This window comes from Puniceibacterium antarcticum (genome assembly GCF_002760615.1).
Taxonomy (GTDB): Bacteria; Pseudomonadota; Alphaproteobacteria; order Rhodobacterales; family Rhodobacteraceae; genus Puniceibacterium; species Puniceibacterium antarcticum.
Genome location: NZ_AWWI01000048.1, coordinates 1 through 23,619, shown reverse-complemented (window position 1 = coordinate 23,619; position 23,619 = coordinate 1). Strand labels below are relative to the sequence as shown.

The window sequence follows — 23,619 nt, the reverse complement described above, 5'->3', positions numbered from 1 at the left end:
ATCCGCTCTATGCGGGGACAATCAGCCAATAAATCAGCGCAGACGCGTGCATGGCTCCGCCAAAACAGGAGGGCCTTTACTATGGACAAGCTTGCGCACCGGCTCGGACTGCGCACCGATCCCACAATCTTTTTCGTATCCGCCGCAATCATGGTGTTCTTTGTCGTCGCGCTGGTCCTGATGCCCAGCCAGATCGGTGACTTGTTCACCGCCGGGCGCTCATGGGTTGTGCGAAACCTGGGCTGGTTCTTTATCATCGGCGTCAATATCTGGCTGGGCTTCCTGATCTGGCTGGCCGCGTCGCGTTTCGGCAACATCCGGCTGGGGGGACGCGACTCTCTGCCCGAATACGGCAACCTGTCATGGTTCGCGATGCTGTTTGCCGGCGGGATCGGCACGGTCCTGATGTTTTGGGGTGTTGCTGAACCGATATCGCATTTCTCCGAACCACCTTTGCCGGGGGTTGAGGCCTACAGCCGCGAGGCGGCGCAGGATGCGATTTCCATTTCTATTTATCATCTTGGCCTGCACACTTGGACGATCTTCACGCTGCCGGGGCTGGCTTTCGCCTATTTCATCTATCGCTACCGTCTACCGATCCGCGTCAGCTCTGTGTTCTATCCGTTGCTAAAGGATGGAATCTACGGTCCGGTCGGCAAGGTCATCGATATTTTTGCCGTTCTGGGCACACTGTTCGGTGTCGCGGTCTCACTTGGCCTTGGATCTGCGCAGATCGCTGCTGGCCTCTCTGCCCTGTTCGGCTGGGAGGATGGGGTGACGATGAAGGTCTTGATCCTTGCCGCGCTTACATGTGTGGCCGTGATGTCCATCGTTGCAGGACTCGACAAGGGCGTGAAGCTGCTGTCGAACCTCAATATAGGTATGGCCGTTGCGCTGATGCTCTTTGTCCTGATCACCGGGTCCAGCCTGTTTCTGTTGCGTGGCATTGTCGAGACGTTCGGTCTTTATGTGTCGAACCTGCCGCGGCTGGCATTCTGGAACGACATGCTCGCCAACCTTGACCCAGAGGGTGACGGCTGGGGCTGGCAAGGGTCCTGGACCGTGTTCTACTGGGCCTGGACCGTGACGTGGTCACCCTTTATCGGGCTGTTTGTGGCGCGCATTTCCAAGGGCCGCACCATCCGGGAATTTGTCATGGGCGTGCTGCTGGCGCCCTCCCTGTTTACCCTGATCTGGTTTTCGATCTTTGGCTGGCAGGCAATGGAGATCGACGGCATCGGAGAGGCGGCGCGCGCTGCAATGGGCGATACCGCAGGACAGCTGAGTGCGGCCGTAAGCGACTCGGTCCCTCTTGCCATGTTCGCCTTTTTCGAGAACTTCCCCTTCGTGCATTTCGTCCAAGGCTTTGGCGTGTTGATTGTGGCGATCTTCTTTGCCACCTCATCAGACTCAGCTTCCCTTGTGATCGATATGCTTTGCACCGGCGAAGCAGAGCCGGGGCCCGTGCAGCAGCGCGTATTCTGGGGCGCGTCTGAAGGCCTGGTTGCGGCCATGCTCATCGTGCTGGCGGGGGATACCGGCATCACCGCACTTCAGGAGGTCATCACCGTGATCGGGCTTCCGATCTTCATTCTGATATTCCTGATGATCCCGTCGATTATCTTGGGCCTGAGACAGGAAGAGATAGACCATGTCACTGTCGGTAAACGACCCACGGTCGAGAGCTTTGGCGAATGAGGTCAGATCTGTCAGCCTGAGGGCGAAAGTGCCGAAACCCTGCGTTTCATGGATATCATCGATAAGAAATTCCTTGAAACGCAGGATTACGGGACACAGAAAATGGTCCGACACATGCGACAAGAAGGCCACGAACACGGGCGACACTGGCTACGGCAGGTGATGAAGCAGAATAGGCTGGTCCCCATCTGCCGAGATCGGCAAAATCCTTGATTACCCGGATGTGGGGTTTTTGCGCATTGTCGCCAGTCCCTCGAACGCGCATGTTCTCGATCGTTCTCTGGCACAGATGGGCTCATCTTCTCCCCTGTCATGGGAACCTCCTGCCTGACGATTGATAACCCCCAATCGTCAGGCAGGCGAATAGGATCACAAAATTCGCAGGACTACAGGCGGCCCACCCGAACAGCCAAAAAAGCCAATGCTGCGGAGTAGCTTTGTCCGTGGCACACTTTCCACGCTTCGTGCCGAAGGTCCTCGGTCGAGCCAAGCGGCATAGAGAATGGCCGAGATGGGCTGGCTGCCGGCCGTTGCGACGATCACCGAGGCGGTTTTGGGCTGAGGACATCCTGCAGCGCGGCCGCAAGGTGGCTCATAGCCCCATTTAACCAATGCTGCGGGTTGCAAGACCGGCTGCTTCGCCTAGTTGAGGAGAGTTCAGGGCATTCTCTACGTCCCCGACCAGAGACGAGCCTCACGACACAAAGCGCTTGTTCAGCGCGCTGGCACCAGCGACATTTGCGTCAAGCTGCACATCACTTGGGGCATCTCGCCAAACAGGATAGCCCGAAGCCTAGCACCATCGGCTAGATTGATGGTCCCAACTGCGCGATGCACGTGCTGGCCACGGCCTACCACGCGCCAACAATTATCCAGAAAAGGGGCGTTTTAATGGAAGCCCAACTGATAGCCATCGTGATCTTTGTGCCCTTTACGCTGGTATTCATCTATGCGGGCATCCACGAATACCAGCGCTACAAGTCACAAGGTCGCGCGAACTACGGGCTTGTCTACGACGAAGAGACCGGGACGACCCATGTAACCGGAATCGCCCAGCATGAGGACGGGTACGACCCAATTGAGTTCGACCCCAGCGACCACAATGAACGAGAAATCAGGAACGACACCGACGACGACAGAGCTTAAAGCTTGGGAGCCACCGGCGATATCTAAAGTCACCGTGGCTGACGTAGTGTTGGCTCTAAACTTCGCCTTTCGACAGTGTCGATGCTAGGCTCCAGACCCATTGATTTCACGCTTTCGGCGTGACTCAGGATCCGCAAAGGAGACCTGATCGATGAGCAACTTGTTCTGGCTGACCGAAGCGCAGATGGCGCGCCTTCGCCCCTTCTTTCCCAAGAGCCATGGCCGCCCACGCGTGGATGCTCTGCGTGTTCTGAGCGGCATTATCTTCATCAATCGCAATGGTTTGCGGTGGTGCGACGCACCGAGGGAATATGGGCCAGCGAAGACCCTCTACAACCGCTGGAAGCGCTGGAGCGATAACGGGGTTTTCGCCCGGATCATGGTGGGGCTGGCCGCCGAGAGCACTGATCCCAAGACAATCATAATCCCCTCTCATTGAGTGCTGCGCAATCAACTGCCCGGCAATGGACGCGACTTAGCTCGCCGGATCATGGCCGAAAGTGCTTTCAGCACCGAGACGCCGCATCAGGCCGGCCTTCTCGGGCGAGCTGGCGGTTGCGGTCACGCGGATGCCTTGCTGGGCGAGTAGCGAGACAAGAGACGCCCCTGAACCACCAGTTGCGCCGATGACCAAGGCCGTCTCTCCCACCTTCATTTTTGCAACTTTCATTAATGCGCGGGCAGTCATTCCCTAAAATGCAAGAGCCGCTGCCGTCTCCGGTGGAACGGATGCAGGTCGATGTGCGATCAGGAGGGTATCAGATTCCAAGACCGCATATTCGGCCATAGCACCAGTGCTGACAGACGGTTTGTTCGGTGAGGTTGCAGCACGCAGGTCTCGCGGAAGTGCTTGCCCAAAAACTTCATCTCCAACCTGATATTGCGTTACGCCCTCACCTACTACCATGACGGTACCCGCAAAATCATTGCCTATTACATAAGGGAAGTTCACCTCAAACGTGTCCTTGTAGCCGCCAGTGATAACCCGCAGATCGGTTGGATTGATCGTTGCAGCCCGGATGCGGTCCTGAATCTGGCCGTTACCTGCCTTTGGGAAAGGAAGGTCGATCATCATCAGATTTTCAGCGCGACCATAATTCAATGCTGCCAGCGCCTTCATTGTGGAATTCGTCATGGGAGAGGTCCTTTTAGCGTTGGACCCACAGATATACGCTGTATATCTATACGCAAGGACGCACACTGGATAGCCTAGATATGACAGACGATACCTACCTGCTCGTAAGTGCAGAGCTTGCTCTTGACGACATTGCCTTAATCAAGCCGGTGCTGGGTAAAATCGCGGACAAATGGACGATCCTGATCTTGACAGTTCTCTGTCCTCAACCCGCCCGGTTCAACGAGTTGAAACGGCGACTTGATGGTATCACCCACAAGTCGCTCGCCGACGCACTCAAGCGCCTTGAACGCGAGGGGCTGATAACAAGAACAGTGCTTCCCACCTCTCCGATTGGCGTTGAATATGGCATTTCTCCACTTGGTCGTTCTCTGCGCTTACCGTTTGAAGAATTATGTAAGTGGGCAAGGGACCATCGAAAGGAGCTTGGACGTTTCTAAATGTCCGCCAAAGGCGGCTATTGCGACTTACAAGATCGTCGTGTCGCGGGGACGGGCTTTGATGAAATCCACGAAGGCCCGGAGAGGTGGCGGCATGTGGCGGCGGCTGGAATAATAAAGGAATGGCCCCTCGAAGCTGGGCCACCAGTCTTCGAGCACTGGGGTCAGGCGACCGTCATCCATGGCGGGACGCAACCAGTCCTCGAAAGTTGCGACGATTCCGCGCCCGCTGATCGCCGTTTCGATGGCAAATTCGGCAGCCTGCGTGCTGATCGTTAGGGGGCCGGTCGGATTGACCGTCAGACTCTCGCTGTCTTTTTCGAACGTCCACTCGGTAAACGCGCCGCCAGGGAACCGTGTGCGAAGGCAGGCATGCGCCAGCAGATCACGCGGATGGGCGGGTGTGCCGTGCCTGGCCAGATAGCCTGGAGAGGCAGCGGTGGCGGCCCGCTGTCGGCGTGGCCCGATCGGCACGCAGATCGCATCCTGCGCCAATGTCTCTCCATAGCGAATGCCCGCATCTGCCCCCATCGACAGTATGTCGACAAGCCCGTCATCGACCGTGATGTCGAGACTGACTTCCGGGTAGGTCCGCAGAAAATCCGCCGCGATAGGAGGCAGAATCGTGCGGGTGACCGCCCCTGGCACATTCAGCCGCAGTGTTCCCCGCAGGCCCTTTCCGAAACCTGCGACAGTCTCCAACGCACTGTCGAGGCTGGCAAGCACTGGGACGACCCGGTTCATCAATTCCGTGCCGGCCACGGTCAGGGCGACGCTTCGCGTCGTCCTGTTCATGAGCCGCGTTCCAAGCTGGTCTTCCAGTCGCCTCACAGCTTCACTGACCGTCGACGCCGGAACTGACGTGACCCGCGCGGCTCCACGAAAGCCACCATGATGTGCCGCAGCAATGAAGAGCCGCAGATCCCGAACTTGATCCATTGTTCGCCTTTTCCGATCAGGCCGTCCGCCTTAAACGATCTTATCGAACAATGAGTTGGAGTCTAGTTTCAGGGCAGCAAAAGGAGCAATCGGATGACAAAGAGCACTGAACTTGGCGGCAGCTTCACCCTGCCCGGAACCGACATCACTTTGAAACGGATGGGCTATGGGGCCATGCAGCTTGCCGGCCCCCATGTCTTCGGCCCGCCGAAGGATCACGACGCGGCCGTTGCCGTTCTGCGGGAAGCGATCAAGCAGGGCATAAATCACATCGACACCAGTGATTTTTATGGGCCGCACGTCACCAACCAGATCATCAGAGAGGCGCTTGCCCCATACCCGGACGACCTGACGATCGTGACGAAGATCGGCGCAGTGCGCGGCGCTGACGGATCATGGAACCCCGCGATGTCGGCCGAGGCCCTGGAGCAGGCCGTAAACGACAACCTCGCCAACCTAGGACGCGACACGATCGACGTGGTCAATTTACGGATCATGTTCGGAGAGGGACCGACCGAGGGCTCGATCAAGGAGCCCCTCTCTGCGCTGGCCAAACTGCAACAAGACGGGCGCGTTCGGCATATCGGACTGAGCAACGTCACGGCCGCGCAGGTCGACGAAGGGCGCAATATTGCGGATATCGTCTGCGTCCAGAACCTCTACAACCTTGCCCACCGCCGCGACGATGCGATGATCGACGCACTGGCAGTCGATGGGATCGCCTATGTGCCATTTTTCCCGCTCGGCGGCTTCTCTCCGCTGCAATCGGACGCCCTATCCGGCGTGGCGACAGACCTCAGCGCCAGCCCTCTGCAGGTTGCGCTGGCTTGGCTTTTGCAACGCGCGCCGAACATTTTGCTCATCCCCGGCACGTCGTCAGTCGCCCACCTGAAAGAAAACATTGCCTCGGCGTCGCTGGACTTGCCGGAAGAGGCATGCATGACTCTGAACGCGATCGGATCCACGGGAGACTGAAGGACGCCGTTAACTGACACCCACATTTCAAAGGTGAACGTTCAGATGGGACATCGAGCGTCCACTTTTGTCTGCACTGTTGTCGGTCGGGTGCGCTTTAATGATGCTGATGCAGCGAACGGCGGCTCCTGCGCGCGGCATCGCAGCATGAAACGTCGCCCTATCTCGTCAGAAGGCTGAGTTTGGACTGGCTGCTATCTGCGCATCGCGGCCAGTCGAGTAGCCTGCGGCATCAAAGGTTGCAGCATCGCCCTGTCGAGCGGCAGCTTCCGGGAAGTCGGCCTGGGAATCTCGCGCCTGCAGTATCGATCTCGCTGCGCGGTTGTGTCGCAAACTTTCCGTCTGACTTTCGCCGTGTTGACCTTTTCGCTATGCCCGCAGCGGCACGGTAGCAGAATGTCGGAGGACGGGGTGATCAGATTCAAGGGCAGCCATTATCCAAAGCATGTCATCCTTTACGCCGTGTTTTTCTATGTCCGGTAGCCGTGTCCTACCGCGATCTCGAAGAAATCCTGGCCGAGCGTGGGGTGCATATTGACCACGCTACCCTGAACCGCTGGGTGGGGAAATACGCCCCGCTCATCGCGGCCGAGGCGCAGAAGCGTAAGTCGGCAACCGGCAGATCGTGGCGTATGGATGAAACCTACGTCAAGGTGAAAGGCCGGTGGACTTACCTGTACCGAGCGGTCGACAAGGAGGGCAATACCCTTGATTTCATGCTCTCGGAGCGCCGCGACGAGGCTGCGGCAACCGTGTTCTTCACCCGAACGATCCGGAGCAACGGCTGGCCGGACAAGGTCGTGATTGACAAGAGCGGCGCCAACCTCGCCGGCCTGGAGAACATGAATATCCTGCTGATCCTGAGGGGCTGGTTCTGGCTGATCGAGGTTCTGCAGGTCAAATACCTCAACAACATCGTGGAGCAGGACCACCGCTTCATCAAGAAGCTGACCCGGCCGATGCAGGGCTTTAAATCCTTCTCTGCTGCGCAGGCGACCCTCGCCGGGATCGAGACCGCGCATATGATCCGAAAGGGTCAGCTTGCCGGCAACGGTGACACCGCCTATCAACAGTTTGCGGCGCTGGCAGGATAACTGTGTCCAGCAAAACGCTTGCGTTTAGCCTGCGGATATATTTGCGACACAACCCGCCCGAGACGTTTGCCCGAGCGTAGACCAACGTTTGCACAAAGAGTTGAATAACCGTTCCGAGGCGTCGCACCGGCCCTGCCGGCTGAGAGAAAAGATCATGGGCCGTTTCAAATCCCCTCGCCAAGCGCAGCGTTTCCTTTCGGTCCATGACCAAACCGCCGCCATCTTACTTCCAAACCGCCATCGCCTTTGCGCAGTATCCTATCGCCTCGCCCGGGCTGACGCGTTCAGCCTGTGGAGCGACTATGCCGAAGAAATCACCACATGAAGGCCGCGCGGTTCTTGGTCAGGCCGCGGGTGAACAAGGTGACAAAGCCCGTGAAGCGGCTTAAATTAACCGCCTGACGGCTGGACCCCAATGTCAAAGCAAAAAGCTGACCGGTCGACCTATCATCGTCGCTGCTGCGACATTGCGTCACTCACCCTAAAATAGATTAAGTCACAGATGTGTTACGTGACGCCCTTAGCGGGGGGTGACAGTAATGGATCAGGATTTTCATACCGTGCAAAAACAGCTTCTCACCACCGTCGCCGCGCTGGCGATCGCGACCACCGCATCAGCGCAGGACCTGCCTCAGGCAGGCAACGCATGGTTCCAGGCCGGCGAGGCGACCATTGCCGAAATCATCGCACGTCAGCCGATCACCTCCCGCGCAAAGAATGTTATTCTTTTCACCGCAGACGGCAATGGCGTCGGCACCAACTACGCGATACGCCTGTTCAGCGGTCAACAGGCCGGCGGAATGGGCGACGACTATGTGCAGCCGCAGGAAACTTTTCCGAACCTCGCGCTGGTCAAGACCTATTCGACCAACGGCCAGACCCCCGACAGTGCGCCAACCGCGTCCGCGATGAACACCGGCGTCAAGCTGAAGAACACGATGATCAACGTCGATGACAGCGTTGCTGTGGATGACTGTGCCGCCCGTACCGGCCACGAGCTGACGACATTTGCCGAAATGATGTCCGCGGAGGGCAAGTCGGTCGGCACGATCTCGACTGCCCGGATCACCCATGCAACACCGGCCGCTGTCTATGCCAAGACCGTCAATCGCAACTGGGAAGACAACACGAGCATCCCCGAAGGCTGTGACCAACTCGACATCGCGGACCAGCTGCTGCAGCAGATGTCGAATGGCGTAATCGATCTGGCTATGGGTGGCGGCCGCGCTCATTTCCTGCCCGAAAGCGTGACGGACGACGAAGGCAAGACGGGCAAGCGCACCGACGACCGCAATCTTGTTGAAGAAGCGACAGCGACTGGTGCGCAATACGCTTGGAATGAAGAGGGGTTCAAAGCCCTGAAGCTTGACGGCTCGGCACCGATCCTCGCTCTTTTTGAATCCAGCCACATGAAGTACGACTATGACCGGACCGACGAGCCATCGCTGGCCGAAATGACCGGTGCGGCGATCACGGCGCTGTCGACAAACGCCGACGGCTTCTACCTCAACATCGAAGCGGGCCGCGTTGACCACGCCAACCATGACGGTAACCTGTTCCGTGTCTTGCACGACGGCAAAGCCTTCGCTGACGCGATCCAGGTGGCAATGGACGCGACCAACCCCGAGGACACCCTGATCATCGTAACCGCCGACCACGAACACGCCATCGCCTTCAACGGTTATTGCGGTCGCGGTTCGGACGTTATGGGGCTCTGCTATGCCGAAGATGAGGCCGGAACGATGCACACCGACGAACTGAACCTGGGGTCCGACGGAAAACCCTACACCGTTGTAGGCTATCTGAACGGGCCCGGTGCCGTTGTCGTCGAACAGCCCGATGGCACGTTTTCCGGCAGCCGCCCGGACCTTACGCAAGAAGAAGCGATAGACCCGGACTACCTACAGCAGGCGCTGGTGCCGATGTCGTCCGAAACCCACTCGGGCGAAGACGTAACCGTCATGGCGCGTGGCCCCTGGGCGCATCTGTTCGGCGGTGTGATCGAACAGAACGTGATTTTCCACGTCATGAACCACGCCGTTCACGCGGAATAAGTGTGAGATAGTCAGCGGCGGGGACCATGTGTGGCCCCCGCCCTTTTGCATTGTCGGCGCAGGCCGCGCCGTATCTACATTACACCCCCGGAGGCCGATCATGTCGCAAGCATTCTCCCGCCGCCTTTTTCTAGCGGCCGGTGCCGCCGCCGCACTTCCACGTGTCGGCCATGCAGCCGATGGTACTATTTTGATGCGCGACCTTTACAACAAGGACCTGAGCTTTTCCGACATAGCCCTTGCGCAGGAAGGCAGCCGGATTGATGTCGCAGGCTTCATGGCGCCACCACTGAAGGCCGAGATGGCCTTTTTCGTCCTGACCAAGCGCCCGATGGCCACCTGTCCTTTCTGCGAGAGCAGCGCAGACTGGCCCGATGATATCCTGGCGATTTACACAAAGCGTGTTGTGGACGTGGCGCCCTTCAATGTGCCACTGGTCGTGTCCGGCGTGCTGGAACTTGGCACCCACACTGACGACGAAACCGGCTTTGTCAGCCGGATCCGGTTGAGCGATGCACGTTATGCCCGCGCCTGAAAATATGGAACTGTCGGTGAAGGGTCTGATCGTTACAGGTGCGCAGCGGCGCAAGCTTCTTGACCTGCCGTGTCTGACGCTGGCACCGGGACAAAGCCTTGGCATCAGCGGACCCAGCGGTGCGGGTAAGACAACGCTGTTGCACGCCGTGGCAGGCTTGATCCCCGTCAACACCGGCGCAATCCAGTGGGGCGATACTGATCTGGCTGATCTGTCCGATGCCGGGCGGGCACGGTTTCGTGCGGCACACATGGGGCTCGTGTTCCAGACCGCCCATCTGTTCGACGAATTGTCCGCGTTGGACAATGCCGCCATCGCCGCAGGGTTTGCCCCAAAACACGCGCGGGCCGCGATTCGTGATCGAGCCCGCGAACATCTGCAAAAACTTGGAGTTCAGGCCAGCACAGGCCGCGCGGTCGCGACCTTTTCTGGCGGAGAGAGGCAGCGGATCAGCATGTCCCGCGCTTTGGCTCGCAGCCCTGCGATCCTGCTGGCGGATGAACCGACAGCCAGCCTGGACCGTGCCGCCGCAGAACGGCTTGGCGATGACCTGCTGGACTTTTCGCGCCAAGGCGGCACGCTGATCGTCGTCAGTCACGACCCCTCTGTGCTGGCGCGGATGGACACCGTGTTGCGACTGGCCGATGGACAGGTGATGCAGTGATGGCATTTTGGGACGGTCTTTCTCCTGTCGTGCAAGACAGCTCTTTGCTGCTGGCCCTGCTGGCCCCAATCGTCCTTTTAGGTGGGGCGCTGCTTCGCGGATACGCGCCGTGGGCAGTCCTGCGCGCCCTGCTTTGGCGCAGTCGGGTGGCGGCGCTCGTCTTTGTGGCACTGATTGCTGTGTCGGTTGGGCTGGGTGTGGCGCTGCTGGCGCAGGAACGTGCATTGCGTCAAGGGGCTGCCCGGGCTGCCGACGGGTTTGACCTGATCGTGACGGCACCAGGCAGCGAGGTGACGATGCTGCTGGCGACTGTCTACCTGCAACCCTCTGATGTGCCGCTGCTGGACGGTGCGATCTATGCCGAAATTGCGCGCGATCCCCGCGTGACGTTGGCCGCGCCGATCGCCTTTGGCGACAGCTATAATGGCGCCCCCGTCGTGGGCACCATTGCGGGGTTCGTCGATCACCTGTCGGGTCCACTGATCGAAGGACGCATGTTCGCAGATCACCGTGAAGCCGTCGTTGGCGCACGGGCGGATGTTGCGATGGGGGCAGAACTGGAACCAGCACACGGTACAGGCATCGACGCCGACGCCCACGCCCACAGTGAGGAACACTACAAAGTTGTCGGTCGCATGGCGGCGACCGGTTCCCCCTGGGATCGCGCGATCCTTGTCCCGATCGAAGGCGTCTGGGAGGTACACGGCCTCGCGGCGGGTCATGCCGAAGGCGCGCAAGATGCGCTTGGTCCACCATTCGAGCCGACGCTTTTTCCAGGAACACCTGCAATTCTGGTCGTGGCCGACAGGCTGGTCGACAATTACGCGCTCCGCGCCGCTTTTACGCGCAGTGACACCATGGCGTTCTTTCCGGGCGCGGTCATAGCTATGCTGAACGGCCTGATGGGCGATGTCCGCCAACTGATGTCCGTGATGGCACTGGTCACGCAGACGCTTGTGATGGCCGGAGTGATTGCCGGGCTTGTGATCCTGATGCGGTTGTTCGCAGGCAGTCTCGCGCTGCTGCGCGCAATCGGCGCACCCGCCCGTTTCGTATTTGCAGTCGTATGGGCCTACGCGGCGGGACTGTCCGTGATTGGGGCCGCGCTCGGCTTGCTTCTCGGCCGTGGTGCGGCAGACATTCTGTCTCGCGTTATCTCCGCCCGCACAGAGGTGCTTGTGCAGGCGAATCTCGGGTGGCCAGAGGTCCATCTGGTCGCAGGTTTTGTTACAATATGCGTTTTTGTTGGGCTGGTGCCCGCGGCGTTGGCACTACGCCGCATCGTCGTGGCAGACCTTCGTGCCTGAACGATTGATAGGATCCCTGGCGTTGATCACTGATCGCACAAGGGATTGAACAATCGCAGCGAGGCGTCACATCGGCATATCCGTCAAAGAGAGAATATATTCGGCCGGTTCAAATCAGCAAAATAAGCCCAGATGCTCCGCTCCGTCCATGATCAAACCGAAGTTCTCTTTCGCCCGAAACGCCCCCCTCCAACGCAGCTGGCTACCGCTGAACACGAACAGATGACCTTGGCCTCTGGGGGCCTACGCGGGCTGGATTGTGGCCTAATATCACCGCATCCGATTCTTATCAAAGCATTGGGAAACAACCTGACAAAGCCCTTTGTACCATTGTTGAATGCGGGCCAGCCGTTGCTGGCCCGCATTATCGGTCAGGCGAGCGTCTTTAGGTCATCGGCGTCAAAACCCTGCAGGTCGTCGATGCGCCCGTCGCGAACCTTCTCCACCCAGTGCGCATCCGACAAGATGGCACGGCCGACCGCGATCAGGTCAAATTCGTCTCGCTCCATTCGTCTGACCAGGCGGTCGAGCGGTGTGGCCTGAGACCCTTCACCCGCGAAGGCGCCACCGAAGTCGGAGTTCAGACCGACAGAGCCGACGCTGATCGTGGCCGCGCCGGTCAGCTTCTTGGCCCAGCCGGCAAAGTTCAGACCGTCCGCGCCGTCCAGTTCGGGAAACTCGGGTTCCCAGAACCGGCGCTGTGAACAGTGCAGCATGTCGGCACCAGCCTCCACCAATGGCATAAGCCAGTCTGTCATTTCGTCCGGCGTTGCGGCAAGACGGGCGGTATAATCCTGCTGCTTCCACTGGCTAACGCGCAGAATCAGCGGAAAGTCCGGGCCGACGGCGGCGCGGATCGCCTTGATAATTTCGGCGGCAAAGCGAGACCGCTCCTTGATTGTCGGGCCGTTCCAGGCGTCGTCGCGCAGGTTCGTGCCGGACCAGAAGAACTGGTCGATCAGGTAACCGTGGGCGCCGTGGACCTCGACCGCGTCAAAGCCCGCGTCCTTGGCCAGTTTCGCCGAAGATGCGAAGGCCGCGATGGTGTCGGCGATATCTTCTTCGGTCATTGCATGGCCGCGCGGCTCGCCCGGGCCGACCAGCCCGGATGGGCTTTCGACCTCGGCCTCGGGTTCCCACTTGCCACCACGGGTCGATCCGGTGTGCCAGATCTGCGGTGCGATCTTGCCGCCTGCGGCGTGGACGGCGTCGGCGACATTCTTCCAGCCAGCCATTGCCTTGTCGCCGTGAAAGAACGGGATGCCGGACATGTTGCGCGAGGCGGGCCGGTCGATCACGGTGCCTTCTGTCAGGATCAGGCCTACGTCGGCGGCGGCACGGCGCTTGTAATAGTCGACCTGGGGCTGGCCGGGGATGCCCTCAGGCGCCATGCTACGGGTCATGGGGGCCATGACAATGCGGTTGGGCAGGTTTAGCCCCTTGAGCGAGAAGGGGCGAAAAAGTGTGTCGGTCTTCATGACGTATCCTGACTGGTTTTGTCTTTGCGACCGTTTAGGTATATATTATGCACCAGGTGTCCAGAGCGCACTTTGATGACACCAGGTCACCCCGAGGAAACCATGCTGCAAGATATCCCCTACGCAAGATCGCATTTTTCGGTCGATTGCCCATCGCGCCTGCTGTTCGATCAGGTGGCCGACAAATGGTCGATGATGATAATGACGGTCTTGAACGGCGGCGGCACGCGCTTTAACGACCTTAAACGCAGGTTGGAGGGAGTGTCGCAGAAGTCACTCTCGATGACCCTGAAGCGGCTGGAGCGAAATGGCATCATAGCGCGCACTGTCGTGGCCAGCACGCCGCCGGGCGTGCTTTATGAACTTACGCCACTGGGGAAGACCTTGCTGCCGCCGTTTCAGGCGATCTATCGCTGGGCGAACGACAACATGAACGCGGTCGAGGATGCCCGCATCGCCTATGACAAAGACCACGGCCCAGCATGATTAGTTCGGAGGCGTCGGATAGGTCAACAGGTTGCCCAACTTTTCTGCTGCCAAGCGCGTGTTTGGTCGGGGCGGACCGAACGGGACGTACGATCATGCAGTGAGTGCGGTCGAGGATGTGAGGGATGAGAATGGATTTGGCATTGTCTAGAGTGGCGCGGGTGCGGCTCTGCTGCTCGAGGACCATACTCTATAAAAAAACCGGAAAAACTCGTTGCGGTGCAAGATATCGACCCTAGCCCCCATACGGTGAAAGCCGATCTGGGTCGCCACTGAAGCTGTGGACAATCTTCGGTGACCGTCCGTGGGCCAGCCGTTCGGCAACATCGGAACGTCGGAAAGGTCTCAGCTGGACGCGGACGCCCTCAAGTTCCTGAATGTCTTGGGTCATTTTGGAAGATTGGAATGCTCCTCTTCGTATGGCTATGCAAAACGAAACTGACCTTCGTGCATAGGCCGCCAAGGTCCGGTCAAAGCCCATTTCGACGGATGTTGTATTCGCAGAAATGGTGATAATTAGGCGTATGGTTTCCGTATCTCATACCCAAAGAAGTCTTCTTGATGATCTGATATCGCTTGGCGTTCGCGAGGGCGACGGGCTTTTTGTGCATGGGTCGATGAGTGCCATAGGCTCCACCACTGGCGGTCCCAGAGCAATCGTGGAAACTCTTCTGGAAGCGGTCGGAGAAACCGGACTGATAGGAATGCCCGGATTTTCCTCCGATGCCTACTTCCCTTCTGATGTTGATAGGTCAGGTTTGACCCAAGACCAGATTGCTCAGATCGAAAATGCTGTCGCAGGCTTCGATGCCTCGAAGTCACCGACGTCCGGCATGGGGATCATTGCGGAGACATTTAGAATTTGGCCAGGAACGCAGCGCAGCGAACATCCCGCTGTGTCGATCTGTCTTAACGGTCAGAAAGCAGATGACTTTCTCGGAGAGCACAGCCTCGCGTGGGCAACCGGAGAACAGACACCTCTAGGCAAGCTGCGCGATCATCAGTCGATGAAGCTCTTGCTGATAGGGGTAGGCTGCTCATCGTTGCCTGCTGCGAACCGCTTCGTGGATCGCGCATCCTGCGATCCTACCGGTGGCGCTGGTTCATCGAGTGCATGTTTTCTGACAGCAAAACAAAGGGGCCAAACCTCGAGGATACGAGGATGAAACTCTCCAAAAAATTGAGCCTTCTGATGGCAGTCTGCGCGATCGCTCTCGCCATGGCATGTCACACAGCTTCCAGGCTCATGGGGCCAAAATATCCCGTCCGGAAAAAGCACGGGTACTGTTCAAAGTCGTCCTTCAGAACTGGTTTCGATGAACTGCGCCGCCACCTTCGCACAAACCACACTCCCCTGATCACAGGCAAAAAATACGCCATCAGAAAACGCTTCAGACCGAGAATCGCGTAGTGTGAGCAAGCAGGGGCAAGATTGTGCATGGGTCAGTTCCCAGTGACAATCAACAACATCGGGAAAGCCCGGGCTTCTGACCCCGCCGGACGACCCTGAGGCCATGGCGTCCTCAGCGGCCCGCTTGCTGCGCGATCCTGGCGAGGCTGCTCAGCTTGCTCAAGCGGCCCGACGATCCGCGGCTGAAAGGTTTTCGCTGGCGCGGCACTTGGCGCAGGTTTTGGCGATCTATGATCGTGTGACTGACACCGGGTGACGGGCGGAACAACGTCGTCTGTGCAGTGCCTTCGGCGTCGCAGCGTTCAGTCGCCGGGGGGAGGGGCTGTGACCAAGGCGGTGATATAGTCGCGCAGTGGGCGCATTGAGACAGAGGGTGGCGTGATCTCGGACTGCAACCTCTCGGCCCAGCCAGATTTTGCATAAAAGGCCCGGAGTGACTCTTCGAGTCCGCCCGACGGTAATGCCTCGACCCCGAAGCTGATGCCGCGCGCAGTGTAGCCGTACAAATCGAATCCGTGTGGGTCGAGACCGGCCACGTGAATCACCGGCGTGCCCGCCATGAGTATTTCGATCTGCGCTGCCGTATTGCCGCATATCACGACATCGCAGGATCTGGCAAAGACTTGAAGGCTCTCGCCGCGCGAGCGAACATCCCATCCCGGAACCCGGGTTGCATCAAAGTTTTCTATACGCGGATGAAGGCGCAGGGCGACCTCTGCATCCGGAACAGACGCAATGACCCGATCACGCAAAAGGTCGATCTCGGCGTCGGCGAACGCATTGGTCGCGATGCCCAGACGTCTGATGCGCTCAGGCAGACGCAGAACGCTCTGCTCGGACGGATCCAGGACCCAGACTTGCGTGGCCCGGCCAGCAAAGGCGGCGGCACCCGCTGTATTCAGCACAGCAGCATTTTTATATCCGAGATCGGGGATGACCCGGTCATGATAGCCGTTCTGCCAGTAAAGCGACGCACGACCGGCCAGGGCCGCACCAGCCGCCATTGCAATCCGTCGAGGCGAACGGTCCCCGATATGGACCGTCACAGATGTTGCATCCGCCAGTCGGCGAGCATGAAAAAGACAGGCGATCACCAGCAGCAAGTCCTCTTCCGACAGATGACGGCGCCAAGGCATAGTGCGCAAGGCCACGACAACCGCCACAACGTTCTGCACCAGTCTGCGAAATCGGCCCATGGGCCGAGATTCCAGAATGCGGGCTTTGGGCATTCCGTGCTGTTCGAGCGCTGCTACGATGCCGGCCGCCTTGCTGTGCAAAGTCACCGGGTCTAACATCAACATCAAACTGGTGTCGTTGCTTGCTGGGGCGAGGTGCAACAAAGACATGTACCGCAGGCGCAGAACTGCCCGCAACACTGCAACGGTGCCCTTGCGGCCAAGAGGTGTATCGCCAAAGCCGCCAGCGACCTTTGTTCGGGTGCGCCTGCGAAATTCCCGAATTGCGCGCAGCAATATACCCGCCCGTTCCCTGCCGGTCATCGCAGTCTGATGATGCTCTACCTTTTTGAAAAAATTAAATAATTTGCGCCGATACACAGGATGACCCTTAACCGACATTCCCCAAGTGGAATACCTTCTTTGGCATCTTGTCACTGTTTTTGCGCCGCAATCAAGCCTGCTGGACCCGCTGTTCGGTGATTCAGCCATCTGGCGCCCGGCCTGAGCGTGACTTCCGGTCTCGAAGACGGAAACGATAGGGGTTTTGGTCGGATTGGGAACCGATTGGACGGACCAGGCAAGCCGTTTTTGTTAAGGTTTCATTGCTAACGCGGTCATGCGGGAACCGGCGGTGCGCGCAGCCGCTGGATGGCCGCTATGATGCGGGTGAACAGCTCACCTCTGACAGCCACCTCGGCGAGCTGGAAGGTGTTGGCGCGGGCGAGGCGGACAACCCGTGCGCCTATTTTGATGAGCCGGGTTTGTAGGCTGGTCAGCGACCAATCGGCTATCCGCCTTGGTTACGCCGCTACCGCGTCTTGCCATATGACCGGCTTATTCAGGTGAGTAATTCCCAGGAGAGCGCCTTTCCTCTTGGAATAGCGACGCGCGCATGTCTACCGAGAACCTTTTCGAATTCCCGCGGGGCCAGCCCGAAGCCGGGGCGTATAGAGCGAACGTTCTTTTCGGTAAGGGCCTCTCCTTCGGCGATATCAGTCACGGCATAGAGAGAGCGACGGAACTTCACGTTACCGAGTTCGCTCGATTTACGACCGTAGTCGACGACTCCCAGCGCTTCCCAGGCCGTGCGGGCGCCTTGACAGAGAGCTGCGAGTTCGGTCGGCTCAAGAGAGAAGCTGTCGTCGGGGCCGCCACCGCTTCTATCGAGTGTGACGTGCTTTTCAATGATGCTTCCGCCGAGTGCCACGCTCGCGATCGCAGTCGTGTTGTCGAGTGTATGGTCAGAGAGACCAATGACACAGCCGAAACGCTCGGCCATGTCGCTGATCGTTCGCAGATTGTAGTCGGAGGCAGGTGCCGGGTACCCCGACACGCAGAGCAGCAGAGCAAGTTGTGTGCACCCGCCCGAACGCGCGGCGTCGACCGCTTCGGCAATTTCCTCTGCATCGGCCATGCCGGTCGAGATGATCATCGGCTTGCCGGTCGCAGCGATGTAGCGGATCAAGGCCAGATCAACAGCCTCAAAGGATGCGACCTTGTAGGCGGGTGCCCCTAAGTCCTCAAGAAGATCGACGGCTGTGCGATCAAAGGGTGAGCTGAACAAGGTGATGCCCACCTTGCGAGCATGCTCGAAGAGCGCCGCGTGCCAATCCCACGGGGTATGCGCCCAATCGTAGAGGTTCCAGAGTGTGCGCCCCTTCCAGAGGCCATCTGTGATCTGAAAATCAGGGGCATCGCTTTGCAGCGTGATCGTGTCCGGTGTGTAGGTCTGGATCTTGATCGCGTCTGCACCCGCAATCTTGGCTGCGTCGATAATCCGGAAGGCTTTGTTGATGTCGCCGTTGTGGTTGGCCGACAGCTCCGCGATCACATAAGGCGTGTTGTCATGGCTGATGACATGGCCATCAATCTGGATCTGAATCATTTTTGCTCACCTTTTTCAGTGCAATCGTATAAACATGACCGTTCAGCCGGAAGAATGCAGGATAACGGTCCGGGTCTGCTACGCGGATGGCATCGAAGAGCTTCCGAATTGATTTCTCGGGGTCGACCTCGCTGTCTTCCGGTCGTCGGCGGGGCCAGTAGCTTGCGGTGCGTTCCGATTGTGCGACAGGATGTTGGCCTGACTGTATCATTTCGATCGCACGATCCATAAGAGCAAGCTCCGCGTCAAAAAGCACAGCGTTGATTTCGTCGTACAAGGCATGTTTCGGAACGGTTCGGCGTTCCTTTGCCCAGACGGCGCCAGTATCCACGCGATCCTCGGCATCGAGAATCGAAATTGTGATCACCCCGGCACCTTCGAGAATCGCCCAAATGTGTGGGCTCCAACCGCGCCCCGCAGGCAGATCGCTGGCATGGAGTACAAGAGCGTGACCATAAAGATCACGCACAGGTTGATCGATTATTTCCGTACAGGACACAAGAAACAGAATATCGCCTCCGGCAAGCTCTGCCTTGCGCCTTCGCAAGGCGCAGTCATGCGTGCCGATATGAGCTGCAATCCAAGCCTTGAGCCTTTCATTGACTGGGTGAGTGGGATCGCTGCAGAGAAAATCAATCTTCAAGATGGGCCTTCCTGTGACATGCGATGCGCTACTCGGTCTGCCCCCTTGCCATTCGCAATCTTGGCTGCAAGAGCGCTCATGGTCGCGAGGCAAGCTGGTTGCTTTGCCCGCGAGAGTGCATCGAAGAACCCGGCGACTGGATCCGCACCGTTGCCAAAGAGAAGCGCCGCGCCGGTGTCCGAAATAGCCTTGGCCGCAGGGGCCTGATTTTCGGCCAGAACCGCAATGAGGGCCGGCAAGCCGAGGCAGCAGCGCTCCCATGTGCTGCCGCCTGCCGCTCCGATGGCAAGATCGGCGCTGGCCATGAGTTCGGCCATGTTGTCCACACCCACACGCAGTTCTGTCCTTATCGGCATCCCGGCGGCACGTCGCGCAACGGCGTCCCGGGCCGGTGCGGTGGGGCCGAGGACCACGGTGATATGCGCATCATCCGGCAGTCCGCAGGCTGCAAGCTTGTCAAGAACGCGGCTTGTCACGTCCTCTCGGTCCACCCCGCCAAGGGCAACAAGGACGTGACGGAGCCGCGGCGTCTGCCTTCGGGCAAGGCTATTTGCCCTCTGGGCTGCAAATTCGGGACGAAGAAGCGCGAAATCCGGACCGATCAGACGCGGGCTCTGCGCCGGGACCAACCCGTCATAATCGCCTGATGTGCGGCCAAGGTTCTGGTCGAGCAGGAGATCGCAGTCATGCGCTCGATCAGCGAGATCGTCCAGAACCAAGAGCCGAGCCGCTTCGGGGCGGGCGGCCTGTTCCCATGTGATATCGAGCGCGTAATGATCGACAACCAACCAGCCGGGCGCAAGCCGTTCGAGCACGGCACGGCTTTCGATTGCGTCCCGCGCACCGCTGACCCCCAGCCAGCGGGAATGCTGCGTGACGCCGTCATCTTCACGAACATCGGGGGACGGGAGAAGATGGCATTCGATGCCTTGTGACCGGATCCGCTCTGCCAGGTGACCCGGAAGATCCCGGCACACAAAGTGGCATCGCGCGCCCCGGTCCTGCATCGCCCGGGCCAGCGTGAGGCAGCGCATGACATGTCCTGTGCCAATCTCGATCGAGGCATCGGCGCGGAAGGCAATGACAGGGTTATGCGGGATCATCGGCCTGACCCGAGCGCCCCGAAGAGCAGCTCGGCCCTGCGCCAGTCTTCTTCGGTGTCGATGTCCTGCACCCGCCAGTGCGGAACAGGGATGCCAACCGCGCCTGCGCCAAAGATTGGCGCGTCTTTCCGCCATTGATCCGCCGCTGCCCAGTAGAACTGTCCCGCATCATGCCAGGCGTCTTCAAGATCCTGCGAACGCGTGAGGAAGTTTTCAGGCGCAAACATCTCGACCTGGCCGTCTGTCTCCATCCTGAGTGCCCGCTGAATAGGGAAGGCAAAGCGGGTGACGGGGAATGAATAGCTTACTCCAGGCTCTTGCAACTTTGCGTATCCGGCACGCAAGTCGTCGGGTGAGACGAACGGCGCGGTCGCATAGAGGCAGCAGACAGACGCAACCCGTGTCCCATCCGTGACAACAGAGTCTATCGCATGCGCGATCACGGGGCGTGTGGGGGTATGGTCATCGGAAAGTGCGGGCGGGCGGCGAAACGGAACCTCTGCGCCGGCGGCGGCGGCGACCTCTGCGATCTCGTCATCGTCGGTCGACACGATCACCCTGTCGAAAGAGCCGCTTTGCAGGGCGGCTGTGATCGACCAGGAGATCATGGGCCGGCCGCAGAAATCGCGGATATTCTTGCGCGGGATGCGTTTGCTGCCCCCGCGGGCCGGAATGACGGCAAGTTTCAAGACGACAGCTCTGCGGCAAGTGCCTCGACCACCTCGTCCTGCATCGCGTCGGTCATCATGGGGAACAGCGGGATGCTGATTGCCTCGGCATAACAGCGTTCTGCCTCGGGGAAGTCGCCGGGTTTGAAGCCCTGCGCACGGTAGTAGGGTTGCAGGTGCACCGGGATGTAGTGCAGGTTTACCCCTATTCCGCGGGCGCGCAGCCCCTCGAAGATCGCGCGGTGGCGTGCCGCATTCACACGAATGACGTAGAGGTGCCAGGCCGAATAAGCGTGGTCCGAACGACCGGGAAGCGTTACGGGGAGGTCGGACAGGAGCTGGTCATAGCGATCGGCGAGTGCGTTGCGTCGGATCACATATTCGTCAAGGCGTGCCATTTGCGCACTCCCAAGAGCGGCGGCAATATCCGTCATCCGGTAATTCCAGCCCAACTCGACCATCTGGTAGTACCATGGGCCGTCCGGCGCATGGGTCATTTCATTGGGGTCGCGTGTAATACCATGACTGCGCAGCCGCGCCATCCGCTCTGCGAGCGCCGAATCCGGCGTCATGGCAGCGCCGCCTTCGCCCGAGGTCACGATCTTTACCGGATGGAAGCTGAACACCGTAATGTCGCTGTGCTGGCAAGCGCCGACAGGGGTGTCGGCATATCGTCCGCCAACAGCATGAGAGGCATCTTCGATCACGCGCACATCGTATTTGCGTGCGAGCGCGCCGATCGCCTCCATGTCGCAGGACAGTCCTGCAAGATGCACCGGTACGATGATCTTTGGCAGGCGACCGGCCTTGTCGGCTGTGTGCAGCTTGTCCTCAAGCCTCTGTGGGCAGAGATTAGCAGTCACTGGGTCGGTATCAACGAAATCGACGGAAGCACCGCAATAGCGTGCGCAATTGGCAGAGGCGACAAAGGTGTTAGGCGAGGTCCAGAGCATATCGTCCGCCTCAAGGTCGAGTGCAGCGCAGGCGATATGCAACGCCGAGGTGGCGCTGTTGACGGCCACCGCATGCGCAGAACCTGCCGCATTTGCCAAAGCGGCCTCAAAAGCGGGGACTGCAGGTCCTTGCGTCAGGAAGTCCGAGCGCAACACGTCCGTCACGGCGTCGATATCTTCCTGCCGAATGTCCTGCCTGCCATAGGGAATCATGATGTTAAGGCTCCAGGTTTTGCGCGGTCAGATCGCACCAATCTTGTCACGGTTCTCGGCTATCCATGCTTCAAGCTGCGCGGAACTCATCCAGTTCGGATTGTTATCGCTGGAATACACGAAATCCACGGCAACTTTCCGACCGTCCTTGATCCTGTAAGGATCGGTCGCCCAGTTGTGGATCACAGGCAGAATCTTGAAATGCTCGTCGTATTCGTAGGTATAAGATGCGTCCTCCAACCCGACCATCTGTTCGTGCACCTTTTCGCCAGGACGGATCCCGACAATTTCCTGCCTGGCCTTTGGCGCTATGACCCGGGCGATGTCCGTGACCTTCATCGACGGAATTTTCTTCACGTAGATTTCACCGCCGACCATATCCTCAAGCGCATGGAACACAAGCTCCACCCCTTCCTGAAGCGAGATCATAAAGCGTGTCATGCGCGGATCCGTGATTGGCAGGACACCCTTTTCGCGGATCGACATGAAAAACGGGATGACCGATCCGCGTGAGCCCATGACATTGCCATATCGCACCACGGAGAAGCGTGTGTCATGCTCGCCCGCGTATGAATTGCCGGCCACAAAAAGTTTGTCGGAAGCAAGCTTTGAAGCGCCGTAAAGGTTGATCGGGCTTGAAGCCTTATCCGTCGAAAGCGCGACCACCCGCTTCACGCCTTTGTCGATGCAGGCATCAATGACGTTCATCGCCCCGTTGACGTTGGTCTTTATGCATTCGAACGGATTGTATTCTGCCGTAGGAACGATTTTGGTGGCTGCTGCATGGACGACATAATCCACTCCGTCAAAGGCACGGTACAGCCGCTCACGATCTCGAACATCACCGATAAAAAAACGAAGACGCGGGTCATCGCCAAATTTTTTTGCCATGTTCCATTGCTTCATCTCGTCACGGGAGAAGATGATGATTTTCTTTGGTTTGAAGTGTTCGAGCGCCATCGGAACAAAAGCATGGCCGAATGAACCGGTGCCACCGGTCAGCAAAATCGTTGGATTCATAGAGGCTTTCCCGATCTGGTTTTCATTCCGTACTGCGTTGCGATGATGGTTCGGTCTAAACCGTTCCGCATTAAGGGTATCGCGACCGCGTGACGCGACACATAAGATATTACCTGTTCAGACACCAGTGTCCTTCAGCCTCTGGAGGAGATGACGGGGTTCTGTCGCAAATTTTCGGATTACCGTTGCGTTTCACTTTAGCCCGAACCGATCGATGCACTTTCCAGAAGCAACATCAGGATTGAGACGTTGATCAGTTTCAAAGGCGCGCATTACCCAAAATCTGTGATCCTGTACGCGCTCTATTTCTACCTTCGGTTTGGCGTGTCGTACCGCGATCTCGAAGAGATCATGGCTGAGCGCGGCGTCGCCGTGGCTCACGCAACACTCAATCGGTGGGTCGAAAAATACGCGGGAGCCATCGCCGATGAGGCCCGTCGTAGGAAGATGCCGACCGGTCAATCATGGCGGATGGATGAAACCTATATCAAAGTGAAGGGCAAGTGGACATATCTCTACCGAGCGGTCGACAAGGCCTTGTTGCACAAATCTTGCGTGGGATTCACTAGGTTAATCCAATGTGGTAACTGAGCG

Annotated in this window: 22 protein-coding genes and 5 pseudogenes; 15 read left to right on the top strand and 12 right to left on the bottom strand. The window is 58.8% G+C overall.

Annotated elements, in window-relative coordinates; all coding sequences use genetic code 11:
• The first annotated feature begins 81 nt into the window (after window positions 1–81).
• From P775_RS06215 to P775_RS06205, 3 genes and pseudogenes are all read left to right on the top strand, one after another.
• Window positions 82–1,698 carry a BCCT family transporter gene (locus P775_RS06215; RefSeq protein ID WP_099910177.1) on the top strand — a complete coding sequence of 539 codons (1,617 nt, stop codon included), beginning with the start codon at window positions 82–84 and terminating at the stop codon, window positions 1,696–1,698.
• A gap of 891 nt (window positions 1,699–2,589) precedes the next feature.
• Window positions 2,590–2,844 carry a hypothetical protein gene (locus P775_RS06210; protein WP_099910176.1) on the top strand — a complete coding sequence of 85 codons (255 nt, stop codon included), beginning with the start codon at window positions 2,590–2,592 and terminating at the stop codon, window positions 2,842–2,844.
• 151 nt (window positions 2,845–2,995) lie between these two features.
• Window positions 2,996–3,271, top strand: a pseudogene (locus P775_RS06205) (transposase); the annotation flags it as partial.
• A 48-nt stretch (window positions 3,272–3,319) separates the two neighbouring features.
• Here P775_RS06205 and P775_RS06200 read toward each other — a convergent pair.
• Together P775_RS06200 and P775_RS06195 are read right to left on the bottom strand one after the other, a co-directional pair.
• On the bottom strand, window positions 3,320–3,514 hold the full coding sequence (locus tag P775_RS06200; RefSeq protein ID WP_099910175.1) for a hypothetical protein: 195 nt from the start codon (window positions 3,512–3,514) through the stop codon (window positions 3,320–3,322).
• Between the two features lie 21 nt (window positions 3,515–3,535).
• On the bottom strand, window positions 3,536–3,979 hold the full coding sequence (locus P775_RS06195) for an alcohol dehydrogenase catalytic domain-containing protein (RefSeq protein ID WP_099910174.1): 444 nt from the start codon (window positions 3,977–3,979) through the stop codon (window positions 3,536–3,538).
• An 80-nt stretch (window positions 3,980–4,059) separates the two neighbouring features.
• On the opposite strand from P775_RS06195, the gene P775_RS06190 reads away from it, so the two are divergent.
• Window positions 4,060–4,419 carry a winged helix-turn-helix transcriptional regulator gene (locus P775_RS06190; RefSeq protein ID WP_099910173.1) on the top strand — a complete coding sequence of 120 codons (360 nt, stop codon included), beginning with the start codon at window positions 4,060–4,062 and terminating at the stop codon, window positions 4,417–4,419.
• A 27-nt stretch (window positions 4,420–4,446) separates the two neighbouring features.
• Here the strand turns inward: P775_RS06190 and P775_RS06185 are convergent, their stop codons facing one another.
• Window positions 4,447–5,358, bottom strand: coding sequence for a LysR family transcriptional regulator (locus tag P775_RS06185; protein ID WP_099910172.1), 912 nt, complete (start codon window positions 5,356–5,358; stop codon window positions 4,447–4,449).
• 93 nt (window positions 5,359–5,451) lie between these two features.
• On the opposite strand from P775_RS06185, the gene P775_RS06180 reads away from it, so the two are divergent.
• The 8 genes and pseudogenes from P775_RS06180 to P775_RS28820 form a co-directional block, all read left to right on the top strand.
• Entirely contained in the window at window positions 5,452–6,333 is an 882-nt protein-coding gene (locus P775_RS06180; RefSeq protein WP_099910171.1) for an aldo/keto reductase family oxidoreductase, read from the top strand.
• Window positions 6,334–6,729: 396 nt separating this feature from the next.
• Window positions 6,730–7,427, top strand: a protein-coding gene (locus P775_RS06175) for an IS6 family transposase (protein ID WP_245875593.1) whose coding sequence is annotated in 2 segments (ribosomal slippage) — window positions 6,730–6,811 and window positions 6,811–7,427 — 699 coding nt in all. Because the reading frame shifts where the segments join, the coding sequence is not laid out codon by codon here.
• Between the two features lie 58 nt (window positions 7,428–7,485).
• A pseudogene (locus P775_RS06170) lies at window positions 7,486–7,752 on the top strand (IS6 family transposase); the annotation flags it as partial.
• Between the two features lie 235 nt (window positions 7,753–7,987).
• The gene (locus P775_RS06165) at window positions 7,988–9,481 is read left to right on the top strand and encodes an alkaline phosphatase (RefSeq protein ID WP_245875592.1); all 1,494 of its coding nucleotides are present in this window, start codon (window positions 7,988–7,990) and stop codon (window positions 9,479–9,481) included.
• Window positions 9,482–9,581: 100 nt separating this feature from the next.
• A complete protein-coding gene (locus P775_RS06160) occupies window positions 9,582–10,016 on the top strand; it encodes a hypothetical protein (RefSeq protein ID WP_099910169.1) in 435 nt (144 codons plus the stop codon).
• A complete protein-coding gene (locus P775_RS06155; protein WP_099910168.1) occupies window positions 10,003–10,680 on the top strand; it encodes an ABC transporter ATP-binding protein in 678 nt (225 codons plus the stop codon). Before P775_RS06160 ends, P775_RS06155 begins: the two co-directional genes overlap by 14 nt.
• Window positions 10,680–11,987 carry an ABC transporter permease family protein gene (locus P775_RS06150; RefSeq protein ID WP_099910167.1) on the top strand — a complete coding sequence of 436 codons (1,308 nt, stop codon included), beginning with the start codon at window positions 10,680–10,682 and terminating at the stop codon, window positions 11,985–11,987. The genes P775_RS06155 and P775_RS06150 overlap by 1 nt, the downstream gene beginning before the upstream one ends.
• A 6-nt stretch (window positions 11,988–11,993) precedes the next feature.
• Window positions 11,994–12,209 (top strand): annotated as a pseudogene (locus P775_RS28820) (IS6 family transposase); the annotation flags it as partial.
• Between the two features lie 149 nt (window positions 12,210–12,358).
• On the opposite strand, the gene P775_RS06145 reads toward P775_RS28820, so the two are convergent.
• The gene (locus P775_RS06145) at window positions 12,359–13,465 is read right to left on the bottom strand and encodes an NADH:flavin oxidoreductase (protein WP_099910166.1); all 1,107 of its coding nucleotides are present in this window, start codon (window positions 13,463–13,465) and stop codon (window positions 12,359–12,361) included.
• Window positions 13,466–13,540: 75 nt separating this feature from the next.
• On the opposite strand from P775_RS06145, the gene P775_RS06140 reads away from it, so the two are divergent.
• The gene (locus P775_RS06140; protein ID WP_245875591.1) at window positions 13,541–13,951 is read left to right on the top strand and encodes a winged helix-turn-helix transcriptional regulator; all 411 of its coding nucleotides are present in this window, start codon (window positions 13,541–13,543) and stop codon (window positions 13,949–13,951) included.
• A 506-nt stretch (window positions 13,952–14,457) separates the two neighbouring features.
• Entirely contained in the window at window positions 14,458–15,117 is a 660-nt protein-coding gene (locus tag P775_RS06135; RefSeq protein WP_099910165.1) for an AAC(3) family N-acetyltransferase, read from the top strand.
• Window positions 15,118–15,664: 547 nt separating this feature from the next.
• Here P775_RS06135 and P775_RS06130 read toward each other — a convergent pair.
• The 8 genes and pseudogenes from P775_RS06130 to pseB all read right to left on the bottom strand — a co-directional run bounded on the left by P775_RS06130 (window position 15,665) and on the right by pseB (window position 23,025).
• Window positions 15,665–16,663: a hypothetical protein gene (locus P775_RS06130; RefSeq protein WP_143520829.1), complete on the bottom strand. Its 999-nt coding sequence runs from the start codon at window positions 16,661–16,663 to the stop codon at window positions 15,665–15,667.
• A gap of 491 nt (window positions 16,664–17,154) precedes the next feature.
• Window positions 17,155–17,340: pseudogene (locus tag P775_RS06125) on the bottom strand (transposase); the annotation flags it as partial.
• A 38-nt stretch (window positions 17,341–17,378) separates the two neighbouring features.
• The gene (pseI, locus tag P775_RS06120; protein ID WP_099910163.1) at window positions 17,379–18,425 is read right to left on the bottom strand and encodes a pseudaminic acid synthase; all 1,047 of its coding nucleotides are present in this window, start codon (window positions 18,423–18,425) and stop codon (window positions 17,379–17,381) included.
• Window positions 18,406–19,068, bottom strand: a complete 663-nt coding sequence (locus P775_RS06115; RefSeq protein ID WP_099910162.1) for a formyltransferase family protein — start codon at window positions 19,066–19,068, stop codon at window positions 18,406–18,408. Before P775_RS06115 ends, pseI begins: the two co-directional genes overlap by 20 nt.
• On the bottom strand, window positions 19,065–20,171 hold the full coding sequence (pseG, locus tag P775_RS06110) for a UDP-2,4-diacetamido-2,4,6-trideoxy-beta-L-altropyranose hydrolase (protein ID WP_099910161.1): 1,107 nt from the start codon (window positions 20,169–20,171) through the stop codon (window positions 19,065–19,067). Before pseG ends, P775_RS06115 begins: the two co-directional genes overlap by 4 nt.
• Entirely contained in the window at window positions 20,168–20,860 is a 693-nt protein-coding gene (gene pseF, locus P775_RS06105) for a pseudaminic acid cytidylyltransferase (RefSeq protein ID WP_099910160.1), read from the bottom strand. Before pseF ends, pseG begins: the two co-directional genes overlap by 4 nt.
• Entirely contained in the window at window positions 20,857–22,005 is a 1,149-nt protein-coding gene (gene pseC / locus P775_RS06100) for a UDP-4-amino-4,6-dideoxy-N-acetyl-beta-L-altrosamine transaminase (RefSeq protein ID WP_099910159.1), read from the bottom strand. The genes pseF and pseC overlap by 4 nt, the downstream gene beginning before the upstream one ends.
• 27 nt (window positions 22,006–22,032) lie before the next feature.
• Window positions 22,033–23,025, bottom strand: coding sequence for a UDP-N-acetylglucosamine 4,6-dehydratase (inverting) (gene pseB / locus P775_RS06095; RefSeq protein WP_099910158.1), 993 nt, complete (start codon window positions 23,023–23,025; stop codon window positions 22,033–22,035).
• A gap of 249 nt (window positions 23,026–23,274) precedes the next feature.
• On the opposite strand from pseB, the pseudogene P775_RS06090 reads away from it, so the two are divergent.
• A pseudogene (locus P775_RS06090) lies at window positions 23,275–23,559 on the top strand (IS6 family transposase); the annotation flags it as partial.
• Window positions 23,560–23,619: the final 60 nt, after the last annotated feature.

Excerpts from the sequence above, each read along its gene's own strand:
- P775_RS06215 (WP_099910177.1), top strand. The coding sequence starts at position 82 with ATGGACAAGCTTGCGCACCGGCTCGGACTGCGCACCGATCCCACAATC.
- P775_RS06210 (WP_099910176.1), top strand. The coding sequence starts at position 2,590 with ATGGAAGCCCAACTGATAGCCATCGTGATCTTTGTGCCCTTTACGCTG.
- P775_RS06200 (WP_099910175.1), bottom strand. The coding sequence starts at position 3,514 with ATGAAAGTTGCAAAAATGAAGGTGGGAGAGACGGCCTTGGTCATCGGC.
- P775_RS06195 (WP_099910174.1), bottom strand. The coding sequence starts at position 3,979 with ATGACGAATTCCACAATGAAGGCGCTGGCAGCATTGAATTATGGTCGC.
- P775_RS06190 (WP_099910173.1), top strand. The coding sequence starts at position 4,060 with ATGACAGACGATACCTACCTGCTCGTAAGTGCAGAGCTTGCTCTTGAC.
- P775_RS06185 (WP_099910172.1), bottom strand. The coding sequence starts at position 5,358 with ATGGATCAAGTTCGGGATCTGCGGCTCTTCATTGCTGCGGCACATCAT.
- P775_RS06180 (WP_099910171.1), top strand. The coding sequence starts at position 5,452 with ATGACAAAGAGCACTGAACTTGGCGGCAGCTTCACCCTGCCCGGAACC.
- P775_RS06160 (WP_099910169.1), top strand. The coding sequence starts at position 9,582 with ATGTCGCAAGCATTCTCCCGCCGCCTTTTTCTAGCGGCCGGTGCCGCC.
- P775_RS06155 (WP_099910168.1), top strand. The coding sequence starts at position 10,003 with ATGCCCGCGCCTGAAAATATGGAACTGTCGGTGAAGGGTCTGATCGTT.
- P775_RS06150 (WP_099910167.1), top strand. The coding sequence starts at position 10,680 with ATGGCATTTTGGGACGGTCTTTCTCCTGTCGTGCAAGACAGCTCTTTG.
- P775_RS06145 (WP_099910166.1), bottom strand. The coding sequence starts at position 13,465 with ATGAAGACCGACACACTTTTTCGCCCCTTCTCGCTCAAGGGGCTAAAC.
- P775_RS06140 (WP_245875591.1), top strand. The coding sequence starts at position 13,541 with ATGACACCAGGTCACCCCGAGGAAACCATGCTGCAAGATATCCCCTAC.
- P775_RS06135 (WP_099910165.1), top strand. The coding sequence starts at position 14,458 with ATGGTGATAATTAGGCGTATGGTTTCCGTATCTCATACCCAAAGAAGT.
- P775_RS06130 (WP_143520829.1), bottom strand. The coding sequence starts at position 16,663 with ATGTTGATGTTAGACCCGGTGACTTTGCACAGCAAGGCGGCCGGCATC.
- pseI (WP_099910163.1), bottom strand. The coding sequence starts at position 18,425 with ATGATTCAGATCCAGATTGATGGCCATGTCATCAGCCATGACAACACG.
- pseG (WP_099910161.1), bottom strand. The coding sequence starts at position 20,171 with ATGATCCCGCATAACCCTGTCATTGCCTTCCGCGCCGATGCCTCGATC.
- pseC (WP_099910159.1), bottom strand. The coding sequence starts at position 22,005 with ATGATTCCCTATGGCAGGCAGGACATTCGGCAGGAAGATATCGACGCC.
- pseB (WP_099910158.1), bottom strand. The coding sequence starts at position 23,025 with ATGAATCCAACGATTTTGCTGACCGGTGGCACCGGTTCATTCGGCCAT.